Origin of the sequence: Georgenia satyanarayanai (assembly GCF_023715365.1) — a bacterium.
Classification (GTDB): domain Bacteria; phylum Actinomycetota; class Actinomycetes; order Actinomycetales; family Actinomycetaceae; genus Oceanitalea; species Oceanitalea satyanarayanai_B.
Genome location: NZ_JAMBNZ010000001.1, coordinates 186,060 through 199,666, shown reverse-complemented (window position 1 = coordinate 199,666; position 13,607 = coordinate 186,060). Strand labels below are relative to the sequence as shown.

Annotated in this window: 13 protein-coding genes and 1 tRNA gene; 10 read left to right on the top strand and 4 right to left on the bottom strand. The window is 72.6% G+C overall.

Annotation, left to right across the window (positions count from 1 at the left end):
- Window positions 1-229: 229 nt before the first annotated feature.
- The 4 genes from M3148_RS00920 (at window position 230) to M3148_RS00905 (ending at window position 1,432) form a co-directional block, all read left to right on the top strand.
- Window positions 230-652, top strand: coding sequence for a DUF3052 domain-containing protein (locus tag M3148_RS00920; protein ID WP_251302769.1), 423 nt, complete (start codon window positions 230-232; stop codon window positions 650-652).
- On the top strand, window positions 636-1,082 hold the full coding sequence (locus M3148_RS00915) for a redoxin domain-containing protein (protein WP_251302768.1): 447 nt from the start codon (window positions 636-638) through the stop codon (window positions 1,080-1,082). Before M3148_RS00920 ends, M3148_RS00915 begins: the two co-directional genes overlap by 17 nt.
- Window positions 1,083-1,174: 92 nt before the next feature.
- On the top strand, window positions 1,175-1,321 hold the full coding sequence (locus M3148_RS00910) for a hypothetical protein (RefSeq protein WP_251302767.1): 147 nt from the start codon (window positions 1,175-1,177) through the stop codon (window positions 1,319-1,321).
- Between the two features lie 37 nt (window positions 1,322-1,358).
- Window positions 1,359-1,432 (top strand) — tRNA-Val (locus tag M3148_RS00905).
- A gap of 483 nt (window positions 1,433-1,915) precedes the next feature.
- On the opposite strand, the gene M3148_RS00900 is transcribed toward M3148_RS00905, so the two are convergent.
- Window positions 1,916-2,875, bottom strand: coding sequence for a helix-turn-helix transcriptional regulator (locus M3148_RS00900; RefSeq protein WP_251302766.1), 960 nt, complete (start codon window positions 2,873-2,875; stop codon window positions 1,916-1,918).
- Between the two features lie 103 nt (window positions 2,876-2,978).
- Between M3148_RS00900 and M3148_RS00895 the strand changes: the two genes are divergently transcribed.
- Complete coding sequence (locus tag M3148_RS00895; RefSeq protein ID WP_251302765.1) at window positions 2,979-3,404, top strand: VOC family protein; 426 nt, start codon at window positions 2,979-2,981, stop codon at window positions 3,402-3,404.
- A gap of 1 nt (window position 3,405) precedes the next feature.
- Here M3148_RS00895 and M3148_RS00890 read toward each other — a convergent pair whose 3' ends face one another.
- Window positions 3,406-4,449, bottom strand: a complete 1,044-nt coding sequence (locus M3148_RS00890) for a LacI family DNA-binding transcriptional regulator (RefSeq protein ID WP_251302764.1) — start codon at window positions 4,447-4,449, stop codon at window positions 3,406-3,408.
- A 175-nt stretch (window positions 4,450-4,624) separates the two neighbouring features.
- On the opposite strand from M3148_RS00890, the gene M3148_RS00885 reads away from it, so the two are divergent.
- The 5 genes from M3148_RS00885 (at window position 4,625) to M3148_RS00865 (ending at window position 13,082) form a co-directional block, all read left to right on the top strand.
- Window positions 4,625-6,637 carry a beta-galactosidase gene (locus M3148_RS00885; RefSeq protein WP_251302763.1) on the top strand — a complete coding sequence of 671 codons (2,013 nt, stop codon included), beginning with the start codon at window positions 4,625-4,627 and terminating at the stop codon, window positions 6,635-6,637.
- A gap of 111 nt (window positions 6,638-6,748) precedes the next feature.
- Window positions 6,749-8,017 carry a sugar ABC transporter substrate-binding protein gene (locus M3148_RS00880; RefSeq protein ID WP_251302762.1) on the top strand — a complete coding sequence of 423 codons (1,269 nt, stop codon included), beginning with the start codon at window positions 6,749-6,751 and terminating at the stop codon, window positions 8,015-8,017.
- 65 nt (window positions 8,018-8,082) lie between these two features.
- The gene (locus M3148_RS00875) at window positions 8,083-9,690 is read left to right on the top strand and encodes an ABC transporter permease subunit (protein WP_251302761.1); all 1,608 of its coding nucleotides are present in this window, start codon (window positions 8,083-8,085) and stop codon (window positions 9,688-9,690) included.
- Window positions 9,691-9,692: 2 nt separating this feature from the next.
- A complete protein-coding gene (locus M3148_RS00870; protein WP_251302760.1) occupies window positions 9,693-10,574 on the top strand; it encodes a sugar ABC transporter permease in 882 nt (293 codons plus the stop codon).
- A gap of 69 nt (window positions 10,575-10,643) precedes the next feature.
- Window positions 10,644-13,082: a glycosyl hydrolase 53 family protein gene (locus tag M3148_RS00865; protein ID WP_251302759.1), complete on the top strand. Its 2,439-nt coding sequence runs from the start codon at window positions 10,644-10,646 to the stop codon at window positions 13,080-13,082.
- Window positions 13,083-13,136: 54 nt separating this feature from the next.
- Here M3148_RS00865 and M3148_RS00860 read toward each other — a convergent pair whose 3' ends face one another.
- Both M3148_RS00860 and M3148_RS00855 read right to left on the bottom strand, forming a co-directional pair.
- Complete coding sequence (locus tag M3148_RS00860; protein WP_251303016.1) at window positions 13,137-13,283, bottom strand: hypothetical protein; 147 nt, start codon at window positions 13,281-13,283, stop codon at window positions 13,137-13,139.
- Window positions 13,284-13,323: 40 nt separating this feature from the next.
- Window positions 13,324-13,599 (bottom strand): metal-sensitive transcriptional regulator, encoded by a 276-nt coding sequence (locus M3148_RS00855; protein ID WP_251302758.1) that lies wholly within the window; start codon window positions 13,597-13,599, stop codon window positions 13,324-13,326.
- Between the last annotated feature and the right edge of the window lie 8 nt (window positions 13,600-13,607).

The window sequence follows — 13,607 nt, the reverse complement described above, 5'->3', positions numbered from 1 at the left end:
GTGGCTGGTGCTCGGTATCAACCAGACTAGGCCCATTCTTGCGCGTCGTGGCAGTCGAAACCATGGCCTGGAGCGTGCACTCCTATGACCTTCGCAACAGGCGCTGACGCGACGCGAGGCGGTTCGTCTGGGATTGGGAACGTCGCGGCAGTAGCGTTGGGCCCGTCCCCACGACCGGTGGGGTGGATCGGCGCGACCGAGCGCCACCGAGATGAGAGTGGGAGTACACGTGGCAGCGACCGCTGGCCCTGATGCCGGCAGCCGGTTCGGCTTCACCCCCGGGCAGGAGATCCAGGAGTTCGGGTACGACACCGACGTCGACGAGGCGGTCCGCTCGGCCGTCTCGGACGTGACGGGGACGGACCTGGTGGACGAGGAGTACTCCGACGTCGTCGACGGCGCCATCATCTGGTGGCGCGAGGACGACGGCGACGAGAGTGACCTCACCGACCTCCTCGTCGACGCCCTCGACAACCTGGACGACGCCGGGACGATCGTCGTCCTCACCCCCAAGCCGGGCCGTGGTGGCCACGTCGGCCCCGCCGTCGTGGAGGACGCGGCCCGCACCGCCGGCCTCCAGCCGACCGGTTCCGTCGGCGCCGGGGCCGACTGGAACGGGCTGCGCCTGCTCGCCCGTGGTCGCGGTCGCTGACCGGGCGCCAGTCCTCGAGCTGCCCGACACGCACGGCACCCCCGTGCGTGTCGGTGGTGTGCGCGCGCGGCCCCAGCTCCTCGTCTTCCTCCCGTTCGCGTTCTCGCGCGTGTGTGGCGGTGAGCTGCGTGCGCTCGTCGAGGAGCCGGTAGGCGGCGCGGACGTCGTCGCCGTCACCTGCGACCCCGTCTTCACCCTCCGCGCGTGGGCGGAGCAGGAGGGCGCGACCTTCCCACTGCTGTCGGACTTCTGGCCGCACGGGCAGGCCGCGCGCGCCTACGGGGCGCTCGACGACGGGTCCGGCGCCCCGCTGCGGGCCACCTTCCTCCTCGACCACGACGGCGTCGTGGCCTGGTCCGTGCGCTCGCCCGCCGGGGTGGCGCGGTCCGTCGCCGACTACCGCGCCGCCGTCGGCGCCCTCACGGGATGACCGCCGCCGACAGCTCCTGCCCACCTGCCGTCGGCGACCCGCACGAGCGGTCAGGCCGTGGCGGTGGAGCTCGCCTGCGCCGAGGACGGGTGGTGTCGGAGCCGGCGATGACGCCGTGGCGGTCGGTGAGCTCCCTCCTGGAGGCACCGGCCGGACTGCAGACCACCCTCTTCCAGCAGACCGAGACGCGGGAGGAGCGCGGTGCGCGCAAGGGCTTCGGCGCGGACGACCGGCCGTGACCAGTACGCTTGACCCTGGCAGCCGCTCGGCTGCGTGGGGCCTGTAGCTCAGTTGGTCAGAGCGCCGCGTTTACACCGCGGAGGTCGTCGGTTCGAGGCCGGCCGGGCCCACCGTCATGGGGCGAGGTGCCAGCCGCGCAGGCACCCGGGCGGTGAGACGTTCCAGGGGCCCGCGGCCGAGCGCGAGGTCGACCCACGTCGACGGGTCGTCCCAACGCAGCTCACCGCGGAGGGCGGCCTTGTGCGCGCGGCTGCCGTCGCGAGCGATCCCGCGAGCGATGTCGAGTGCCACGGGCGCGCGGGGCGCGGCCGAAGGCGCGCAGTCCGCCCGGTCCGGACTGTGTGACGCGTTCCTCGGGGCTGGAGCTGACAAGGGATGGGGTCTCGTGCACCGACGTGTGGTCGAGGCCGGGCACGTCCCTGTCACGTGAGTCCCGGACGTTCGAACGGGCGAACGCGCCCACGCGCGCTCCAACGGAGCGCGCAGGTCCAGCCCGTGGTCACAGACTGCGTACGCACTACTGCCGAGTGGCTCGGCCCAGGTCCCGCTCGAGCGCCCTGCCGACGATCGGGTGCGTCGACGCCCGGCCGCTGTCAGCCCTGCCCCGCGCGGGCGTACCTCTCGGCGAGCAGGGTGCACGCCTCGCGCAGCTCGACGGGGAAGACGTCGTCGATGTCCGCGTCGAAGCGGCCGAGCGCGGCGGCCAGGGCAGCCCACGACCACGAGCCGACCGACACCCGGCAGCGGCCGTCGGCCAGCGCGACGACCGTGCCGTCACCGACGAAGGGGGCAACCTCCTGCACCGGGAGGGCGAGCGTGGCCTCCCCACGGCACGGCCAGTCGCTGCCGCCAACCGCGCCTCGGAAGGTCCCGGTGAGGAAGGCCGTGACGTCCCCGCCGGGCAGTGGCCGCGGCATGAAGGGCACGCCCGTGCGCATCCGGGGACGGAGCCTGTCGAGCCGGTAGGTGCGCCAGTCCTCCCGGTCGAGGTCCCACGCGACGAGGTACCAGCGCCCCGCGGAGCTCACGACGTGGTGCGGCTCGGCGCGGCGCGGGGGCCGGTCGTCGTCGCCCGCGCCGTAGTCGAAGCGCAGCACCTCGTGGCGGTGGGCAGCCGCACTGACGGCCACGAGGACCGCCGGGGCGACGGCGGGCGCGTCGCCCGGGCGGCCGACGGCGGTGACGTCGACGGCGTCGACCCGGTGGCGCAGGGCCGCGGGCATGAGCTGGCGCACCGTCGCGAGAGCCCGCGCCGCGGCGTCGTCCACGGCCACGCCGCCTGCAGAGGCCGTGCGCAGGGCGACGGCGAGCGCGACGGCCTGGTCGTCGTCGAAGAGCAGGGGCGGCAGCTCGGAGCCCGCCTCGAGCCGGTACCCGCCGTCGGGCCCCATGACGGCCGTGACGCGGTAGCCCAGCTCCCGGAGGCGCTCGACGTCGCGGCGCACGGTCCGCGGGCTCACGCCCATCCGCTCGGCCAGGTGCTGTCCGGGCCAGTCCCGTCTCGTCTGGAGGAGGGACAGCAGCCGGAGCAGCCGGGACGTCGGCGTCGTCATGCCTCCACGGTAGGGGATGTCGAGGACACGATCTGACCGCCACTGCTGGCAGCGTGGGACACGTCCCCGCAGCGGGGGCGTCACACCTCTCGAAGGAGCCACCATGACCGTCGCCGTCACCCCTCACCTCAACTTCCGCGGCCAGGCGCGCAAGGCGCTCGAGCACTACCGGTCCGTCTTCGGCGGTGAGGCCTTCGCGATCACGCACGCAGACACCGGCCGCCCCGTCCCGGCGGGGGAGGAGGGTGACATCAGCTGGGGCCAGCTCGTCTCCGCCGCCGGCGTGCGCGTCATGGTCTACGACGTCCCCTCCACGGATGCGTGGGAGCCGGGCACGATGACGTTCTTCGTCTCGGTGCGCGGCACCGACGCCGAGGAGGTCCGCGGCTACTGGGAGGCGCTGGCCGCCGACGCCACGGTCCTCGTCCCGCTCGGCCCGGCCCCGTGGGCCCCGCTGTACGGCATGCTCACCGACCCCTTCGGCGTCACCTGGGTGCTCGACGTCGAGGCCGCGTGGGTGAGCGTCTGAGCTAGGTGCTCTCCCGCACGACAAGCGTCGCCGGCATCGTCACGGACTTCGTCGCGCTGCCGGCGACGACCTCGAGCAGGAGGGAGACCATCTCGGCGCTGATCCGGTCGAAGGGCTGGCGCATCGTCGTGAGGGGCGGGTCGAGGTTGACGGCCAGGCCGGAGTCGTCGAAGCCGCCGACGGCGACCTCCTCCGGGATGCGCCGCCCGGCCCGCCGCAGCACGGTGATCGCGCCGGCGGCCATGGCGTCGGAGGCGGCGAAGACGGCGTCGAGGTCCGGGGCCCGCTCGAGGAGCTCGGCCATCGCTGCCACGCCGGACTCGGTGCCGAAGTCGCCGTGGGCCACCAGGGCCGGGTCGTAGTCCGCGCCGAGCTCCTCGCGGTAGGCCTCGAAGCGGTAGCGGCCACCGGGCAGGTCGAGCGGCCCGGTGATCGTCGCGATGCGCCGTCGGCCGCGCGAACGCAGATGGGCGACCATCTCCCGGGCGCCGCCGGCCTCGTCGACCGAGACCGACGCGACGCGGTCGGTGCGTCCCAGTGGCAAGCCGCAGGAGACGATCGGGACGCCGCCCGCAAGGAGCTCGTCCAGCAGCGGCTCGTTCTCGTGGGAGGAGATGAGCATCGCCCCGTCGACGTGCCCGGCCGCCAGGTAGGCGACGACGTTCTCCCGCTCGTCCGGCGTGCCCGCCACGAGGAGGGTGAGCGTCATCTGCCGCGCGGCCAGCGCCTCGGCGGCCCCACGCAGCAGCGGGGCGTAGGTCGGGTCGGCGAACAGACGGTCCTGCGGCTCGGCGAGGAGGAAGGCGATGGCGTTCGCGCGGCCGGTCACCAGGGAGCGGGCGTGCTGGTTGGCGCGGTAGCCGGTCTGGTGGATCGCCCGCTGGACGGCGTCCCGCGCCTCGGGGGAAACCCACTTGCCGCCGTTGAGGTAGCGCGACACCGTCCCGCGCGAGACGCCGGCCTCGGCCGCGACGTCGCGGATGGTGGGGCGGCGGCGCTGCACGTCGCCGGTCGGCGTGGCGGGCGCTGTCGACGTCGTTCTCACGCGCCAGACCCTACGCCGTCGCGGTCGTCCGCGGGTGAACTGTGCACGATCACAGATTAGTCCCGTCCTCGAACATTCCCGACCGTTGTCGCACTTGACATTCCTGCCTGTGCACGGTCACAGTGAGCGCACGGCGCAGGATCGGCGCCGGTCACACCGAGGCGACGGAGCGTCAATGTCGAACCACCCCTGGCCCACCCCCGCGACGATCGCGTACGGCGGTGACTACAACCCCGAGCAGTGGTCTCGGGAGGTGTGGGACGAGGACGTCGTCCTCATGCGCGAGGCCGGCGTGACGATGGTGAGCGTCGGCATCTTCTCCTGGGGGCTCCTCGAGCCGGAGGAGGGGGTCTTCGACTTCTCCTGGCTCGACGAGCTCCTCGACCTCCTCCACGCCAACGGCATCGCCGTGGACCTCGGCACCCCGACCGCCTCCCCGCCCGCCTGGTTCTTCGCCACCTACCCCCATGCGCTCTCCGTCGACAAGCACGGCGTCGTCCAGGGCTTCGGGTCGCGCGGCATGGCCTCCCACTCCGCGCCGGAGTACCGGCAGGCCGCCACCCGGATCGCAGGGGAGCTGGCCCGCCGCTACGGCCAGCACCCCGCCGTCGTCATGTGGCACGTCCACAACGAGTACGGCGTGCCGGTGGGCGAGGACTTCTCCCCGAACGCCGTCGCTGCCTGGCGCGAGTGGCTGCAGGAGCGCTACGGCAGCCTCGACGCCCTCAACGCCGCCTGGGGCACCGCCTTCTGGGGCCAGCGCTACGGCCGCTGGGAGCACGTCGTCGCCCCCGCCGCCACCCCCACCACGGTGAACCCGGCGATGAAGCTCGACTGGGCCCGCTTCACCGACGACCAGCTGCGCGCCTGCTACCGCGCCGAGCGCGACGCGATCCGCGCCCACGCCGACCAGCCGGTGACGACGAACTTCATGGCCCACCAGTCGTGGAACACCGACCTGTGGAAGTGGGCGCAGGAGGTGGACATCGTCTCCGACGACCACTACCTGTGGTCACCGGACCCCGACGCCCACGTCGCGCTCGCGCTGTCCGCCGACCTCACCCGCTCCGTCGCCCGCGGCCGCCCGTGGATCCTCATGGAGCACTCCACCTCAGCCGTCAACTGGCAGGGGCGCAACATCGCCAAGCGCCCGGGGGAGATGCACCGCAACGCGCTCACCCACGTGGGCCGGGGCGCCGACGGGATCATGTTCTTCCAGTGGCGCGCCTCCCGCTCCGGCGCGGAGAAGTTCCACTCCGCGATGGTGCCCCACGCCGGCCCCACGAGCCGCGTCTTCCGCGAGGTCGCCTCCCTCGGCGCGCGCCTCGGCGCGATCGGGGAGCTGCAGGACACCAGGCTGCGGGCGCAGGTCGCCGTGCTCTACGACTGGGAGTCGCTGTGGGCGCAGGACCTCGAGTGGCGTCCCTCCGACGCCCTGCAGTTCCGCGAGCGCATGCGCGCCTACTACGAGCGGCTGTGGCGTGACGGCGTCCAGGTCGACTTCGCCCACCCGGGCGACGACCTCTCCGGCTACCGCCTCGTCGTCGCCCCGGCCTCCTACCTCCTCACCGAGGCGCAGGGGGAGAACCTCACCCGCTACGTCGCGGGCGGCGGCACCCTGCTTGTCTCCTGCTTCGCGGCCGTCGTCGACGAGCACGACGCCGTCCACCGTGGCGGCTTCGGCGCCCCGCTGCGCGACGCGCTGGGCCTCACCGTCGAGGAGTTCCTCCCCATGCGCGAGGGCGAGAGCTGCGCCGTCGAGCTGGACGGGCAGTGCCTGCCCGCAGACGTGTGGGCCGAGGACCTCGCCGTCGACGGCGCGCAGGTCCGCGGCACCTACCGCGGCGGGCCGGCCGACGGCGCCCCAGCCGTCACGCGTCACGAGCACGGCGACGGCGTGGGCTGGTACGTGAGCACCCGGCTCGACGTCGCGGCGCTCGCCCCCGTCCTCGCCGCCGTGTACGACGACGCCGGGATCGCGCCGTCGTCGGCCCCCGAGGGCGTGGAGCTCATGACCCGCCACGGCCAGACCGCGGACTACGTCGTCGCGGTCAACCACCGCGACGACGCCGTCACCGTGCCCGTCGAGGGCACCGAGCTGCTCAGCGGCGCCGCCGTGACCGGCACGCTCACGCTCCCGGCGGGCGAGGTGGCCGTGGTCCGCACGACGCCCGGGGGTGGTCGCTGACGCGGCCGGGGAGGCCCGTGGGGGGCGGTGAAGGACAGCAGCACGACGGTGGCCGCGACGACGTGGCCACCACCAGAGGTACCGAAGGTGCCCCTTCAGAGAGGAAGAGCAATGCGCAAGTATCTAGGAGTCGGTGCCTCGCTCGTGGCGACGGTCGCCCTGGTCGCGGCCTGCGGCAGCGACGACCCCGAGCCTGCGGAGAGCGCCGAGCCCGCCGCCACCCAGGAGCAGACCGGCGGGGGTGACGCGGAGGGCGCCGAGCTCGTCGTGTGGTCCGACGCCGAGCGCAACGAGGCCATCGCCGCCGCAGCAGCGGCCTTCGAGGCCGACACCGGCGCCACCGTCACGGTGGTGCAGAAGAACTTCGAGGACCTGCGCGCGGACTTCCTCGCGCAGGTGCCCACCGGGGAGGGCCCCGACATCACGGTCGGCGCCCACGACTGGCTCGGCGAGTTCGTCGAGTCCGGCGTCGTCGACACCATCGACCTCGGCGAGCGCGCCGCGGACTTCGAGCAGGTCACCCTCGACGCCCTCACCTACGACGGCCAGCTCTACGCGCTGCCCTACGCGCAGGAGACCGTCGCGCTCATCCAGAACGTCGACCTCGTCGGCGAGGAGACCCCCGAGACCTGGGACGAGCTCATCGCCATGGCCGAGGAGGCCGGCTTCGCCGAGCGCCCGATCGTCTTCTACACCAACGGCACGGAGGGTGACATGTACACCTCCTACGCCTTCCAGACCTCCTTCGGGGCACCGGTCTTCGTCCAGGACGAGGACGGCTCCTACACCAGCGAGGTCGGCCTCGGCGGCGAGCCGGGCCTGGCCTACGCGCAGTGGCTGTACGACAACGGCCAGGCCGGCACCGGCTACTTCACCGACACGGTCGACTACGACATCGGCAACGAGCTCTTCTCCACCGGTGAGTCGCCCTTCATCGTCCAGGGCCCCTGGACCATCCCGACCTACCAGGACGCCGGCGTGAACGTCGCCGTCGGCCCGGTGCCGTCCGCGGGCGGGGAGACCGCCGCGCCCTTCGTCGGCGTCCAGGGCTTCTACCTCTCCGCGCAGTCCGGCAACGCGCTGCTCGCCAACGAGTTCCTCGCCAACTACATGTCCACCGACGAGGCGCAGCAGGCGCTCTACGAGGCCGACCCGCGCATCCCGGCCCTCACCACCGTCGCCGAGCAGGTGGCCGACGACCCGGTCATCGCCGGCTTCCTGTCCTCCGCCCAGAACGGCGTGCCCATGCCCAACATCCCCGAGATGGGCGCCGTGTGGGAGTTCTGGAACCCCGTCCAGATCGCCCTCATCAAGGGTGAGGACCCGCAGGACGTCTGGCCGACCATGGTCAGCAACATCGAGTCCGCGATCGCCGACTGACAGCGCCTGCCGGGTCGGGGCGCAGCGCGCCCCGACCCGGCCGGCACAGACCCGAAGGAGTCGAGATGTCCGTCGGTCAGGAGGGCGTGACGCGCCCGTCCGCGCCCACCGAGGGCCACGCCCGCAGCTGGAGAGGACCCGGCTGGGGCTTCCTGCTCAAGCTCGCCGTCATGATGGTGGTCAACGCCCTGGGCGTGGCCGCGATCCTGTCGGCCTACAGCGCCCGGTCCTGGGTCATTCTCGGCGTCCTCGTGCTGCTGCTCGTCCTGGCGGACTGGATCTACTTCACCCGCCGGGCCGTGCCGCTGAAGTACCTCTACCCGGGGCTCGTGTTCCTCGGGGTCTTCCAGATCTTCACGATGGGCTACACCGGCTACGTCGCCTTCACCAACTACGGCACCGGGCACCTCGGCTCGATGGAGCAGGCCGTGGACGCGGCCCTCATCCAGGACGAGCGCCGGGTCGAGGGCGCGCCCTCCTACCCGCTGGCCCTCGTCCGCGAGGGCGGGGAGCTGGGCTTCGCCGTCACCGGTGAGGACGGCGTCGTGCGCGTGGGCACGGAGGAGCAGCCGCTCACCCCGGTCTCCGGCGCCGTCGTCGACGAGCGCGGTGCCGCCGTCGAGGTCCCCGGCTGGGAGGTCGTCCCGCGCGCCGACCTCTTCTCCGACGCGGCCCTCCAGGGCGCGGCCGCCGACCTGCGCGTGCCCGTGTCCGAGGACGCCGAGGACGGCGCGATCCGCACCCGTGAGGGCTCCACCGGCACCGTCTACACCTCCAGCCTCGAGTGGGACGCGCAGGCGCAGACCCTCACCGACACCGAGACCGGCACGGTCTACTCCCCGAACGACCGCGGCAGCTTCGTCAGCCCCGAGGGGGACCGGCTCGCGGCCGGCTGGTACGTGGGCGTGGGCTTCGACAACTTCGTCCGCGCCTTCACCGACGCCGCCTACGCCGGTCCGCTCCTCAAGGTCACGCTGTGGACCTTCGCCTTCGCCGCCCTCACGGTGCTCTCGAGCTTCGGCCTGGGCCTGCTCATCGCCCTCATCTACAACGACACCCGGGTGCGCGGCCGCAAGGTGCTGCGCACGGTGTTCATCCTTCCCTACGCCTTCCCCGCGTTCATGTCCGCCCTCCTGTGGCGCGGCATGCTCAACCAGGAGTTCGGCGTCATCAACGAGTGGTTCTTCCTCGGGGCGGGCGTCCCGTGGCTCAGTGACCCGTGGCTGGCGAAGATTGCCGTGCTGTGGGTCAACCTGTGGCTCAGCTACCCGTACTGGCTGCTCGTCACCACCGGCGCGCTGCAGGCCCTGCCGGCCGAGACGATGGAGGCGGCCCGCATCGACGGCGCCGGGCGCTGGCGCCAGTTCCGCTCGATCCAGCTGCCGCTGCTCATGGTCTCGACGGCGCCGCTGGCGATCGCGTCCTTCGCCTTCAACTTCAACAACTTCACGATCATCTACATGCTCACCGGCGGCGGCCCGGCCTTCCCCGGCGCCACCGTGCCGCTCGGGTCCACCGACATCCTCATCTCCGCGATCTACCAGATCTCCGGCGTCTCCGGTGGACGGGCCGACTACGGCCTGGCCAGCGCGCTGTCGATCATCGTGTTCATCGTCATCGGAGTGATCTCGGCCCTCGCCTTCCGCCGCACCCGCAAGCTCGAGGAGATCTAGCCATGGCCTCGTCGCAGAAGACGCCCCGCCCGACCACCCGCCGTCGGCGCTGGTGGGCGGAGGTCGGCTGGAAGTACCCCGTCGCCGTCGTCGTCGTGTTCTACGCGGCCTTCCCGCTCGTCTACGCGCTGTCCGCGTCCCTGGACCCGCGCGGCTCGCTCGCCGGCTCCTCCTCGCTGTTCAGCGAGCTCAGCCAGGCGAACTACGCCGCGCTCGGCGGGACGATGTACTGGACGTGGGTGGCCAACACGCTGCTCGTCTGCAGCGCGGCCGCCGTCGGGGCGGTGCTCATGGGTGGCGCGGCCGCCTACGCCTTCTCCCGCTTCCGCTTCAAGGGGCGGCGCGCGTCGCTCACCACGCTGCTCATCATCCAGATGTTCCCCCAGACGGTCGCCTTCGTCGCCGTCTTCCTCCTCCTCATCGCGCTCGGGGAGGTCGTGCCGCAGCTGGGCATCAACTCCAAGATCGCGCTCATCTGCGTCTACCTCGGCGGCGCGCTCGGGGCCAACACCTTCCTCATGTACGGCTTCTTCAACACCATCCCGATCGAGATCGACGAGGCGGCCCGCATCGACGGCGCCGGGCACGCGAAGATCTACTGGCAGATCATCGTGCCGCTCGTGACGCCGATCCTCGCCGTCGTCGGCCTCCTCGCCTTCATCTCCTCCTTCGGTGACTTCATCCTCGCCCGCATCGTGCTCACCGGGGAGGACAACTGGACGCTCGCGGTGGGGATGTACCAGTGGGTGTCCAACCAGCTCACCTCGCGGTGGGGCCTGTTCGCGGCCGGCTCGATGGTCGCTGCCGTCCCCATCCTCGTGCTCTTCCTCTCCCTCCAGCGGTACATCGTCGGCGGCCTGTCCGCCGGCTCCGTCAAGGGCTGAGCACACCTGCAGGACCTCCCGCGCGGCCCGCGCGGGAGCAGATCGACGACGATCGACGGAAGGACTGACATGGCAGGACGTACAGGACGGGCGGCTGTGGTCGCCGCGGCGAGCGCCGCGCTCGTGGGCGGGGCGCTCGTCGCACCCGCCGGGGCCGACGACGGACCCGTGGACGCGGGGATCACCGTGCCCCGGGTCGAGGGCATGGGGGAGGGCTGGATCAACGGCGCCGACTTCTCCTCGGTGCTGTCCCTCGAGGAGAGCGGCGTGACCTTCCACGACTTCGCGGGCAACGAGGCCGACCTCTTCGAGGTGCTCGCCGACTCAGGCGTCAACTGGGCCCGCATCCGCGTGTGGAACGAGCCCTACCTCGAGGCGGACCCGACGAAGGGCTACGGCGCCGGCAACGTCGACGCCGACCGCGCCACCGAGATCGGCGTGCGCGCCACCGAGGCGGGCATGCGGGTGCTCGTCAACTTCCACTACTCCGACTTCTGGGCCCACCCCGGCCAGCAGTACTCCCCGCGGGCGTGGCGCGAGCTGAGCCAGGAGCAGCGGGTGGAGGCGCTGTACGACTACACCACCGAGACCCTCGAGCAGATGGAGGCCGCCGGCGTCGACGTCGGGATGGTCCAGATCGGCAACGAGACGACGAACGGCGAGATCGCCGGCACCCGCGGCTGGGACCGGACCGCCGAGCTCTTCGACGCCGGCTCGCGCGCCGTGCGTGACACCCTGGGCGACGACGTCAAGGTCGCCGTCCACTTCACCAACCCCGAGCGGGCCGGCCAGTACGCGTCCGTCGCCCGGGAGCTCGACGAGCGCGACGTCGACTACGACGTGTTCCTCAGCTCCTACTACGCCTTCTGGCACGGCACGCCGGAGAACCTCACGGCCGTGCTCGACCACGTCGCCACCACCTACGACAAGGAGGTGGCGGTCGCCGAGACGTCGTGGACCTACACGCTGGAGGACGGGGACGGCCAGCCCAACTCCGTGCGCAGCGTCGACGGCCCCTACTCGGCCTCCGTCCAGGGCCAGGCGCTCGCGGTGCGGGACGTCATGCAGGCCGTGGCCAACGTGTCCGACGGGCGTGGGATCGGCACCTTCTACTGGGAGCCCGCGTGGATCCCGGTCGGCCCGCCCGAGGACGTGGAGGAGAACTGGGAGCTGTGGCAGCGCGACGGCTCCGGCTGGGCCACCACCTACTCCCAGGAGTTCTACGACCCCGCGGGCGGCTGGTCCGAGGACCTCGACCCCACCGACTGGGCGGACGACTTCGGCGGCTCCGGCTGGGACAACCAGGCGCTCTTCGCCCACGACGGCACCCCGCTGGAGTCCCTGCGCGTCTACGAGTACGCGCGCACCGGCTCGGTGGCCCCGCGCGAGCTCGACGCCGTGAGCAGCCCGCAGCTGTCGGTGCTCGAGGGGGAGCCGGTGCTGCTCCCGGAGACGGTCTCGGTCTCCTACACCGACGGCACCACCGAGGAGCAGGGGGTCACCTGGCACGACTCCACCGACTGGATCTTCGGCACCGGCACCTACACGGTGCGCGGCACGACCGAGGCAGGTCACGCGGTGACCGCGACCGTCACCGTCCGGTCCGAGGACGCCGAGGGGGTCAACCTCGTCGTCAACCCGGGCTTCGAGGACGGCGTGGAGCCGTGGACCGGCTCGGGCACCGGGTACACGATCAGCTCGACGAGCGACCCGCACGAGGGAGCCCGCTCGGCGCACTTCTACTCCGCGACGCCCTACAGCTTCTCGATCGAGCAGGTGCTCCGGGACGTCCCGCCGGGTGAGTACCGGCTCTCCGCCGTGGCCCACGGTGGCGGCGCCGGCCCGGGGGACACGATGAGCATCTCCGCGGCCTCGGGCATCTCGACCGTGTCCGCGGACTTCACCATCGACGGGTGGCAGAGCTGGCAGCGCCCGCAGACCGAGCCGGTCACCGTCGGGGCCGACGGCGTCGTGACGATCCGCGCGGACCTCAGCCTCAGCGGGGGAGCATGGGGCGCGCTCGACACCTTCTCACTGGTCGCGGTGAGTGAGGACGCCGCCCCGGCGGACACGACGGCGCTCGTCGAGCTCGTCGCGGCCGCCGAGGCGCTGGACCGGGAGGCGTACACGGAGGAGTCGCTGGCTGTCCTCGACGCCGCGCTCGCGCGCGCCGGCTTCGTCCTCGACTCGCCCGCTCCCAGCCAGGCGAGCGTGGACGCGGCGGTCCTCGAGCTGCAGGCGGCGCTGGACGCCCTCGCGGAGCGGCCCGACCCGACCGACCCGCCGACGGACGACCCCACCGACCCGCCGACGGACCCGACCGGCCCGGTCGCGCCGCCGACCGAGGACGCCGACGTGGAAGGCCCCGCTGACCGGCCCGGCACGGGTGACGGACACGGCGAGCTGCCCCGGACCGGCGTCTCCGTGCCGCTGCTCACGGTTGCCCTCCTCCTCGGCCTCGGTGCCACGGCGCTCGTGACGCGCCGCCGGGTGGGCGGGCAGGGGTAGCGCGGGCGAACGGGCCGTGGCCACCCCGAGCGGGTGGTCACGGCCCGTTCTCGTTCAGCGACCGAGGAGGCGGGCGAGGAAGCCGGCGTCGGTCTTCTCGTGGCCTGGGCAGCGCTCGGCGGGCGGCACGTCACGCATGACGTCGTCCACGTGCTCGCCGCACCCGGCCCAGGTCGTCTTCCGGCAGGTCTTGCAGGTCACTGGTCGGCACATCGGGGACTCTCCTCGGGGATGGTGGTGGTCAGGCGAGGGACAGGAAGAGCTTCTCGAGCTCGGCGGTGGTGAGGCCCTCGCGCTCCTGCGTGGCGCCAGGGTCGGCGAGGCACTCCTCCATCGCGGTGGAGACGATGCTGAAGCCCGCGCGGTTGAGCGCGTGGGTGACCGCGGCGAGCTGGGTCAGGACGTCACGGCAGTCCGCCTGGGTCTCGACGGCGGTGATGACGCCGTCGAGCTGTCCGCGAGCGCGGCGCAGGCGGTTGACGATGCGGCGCCGGGCGGCGTCGTCGGGGGTCTTCACGGGTGGTC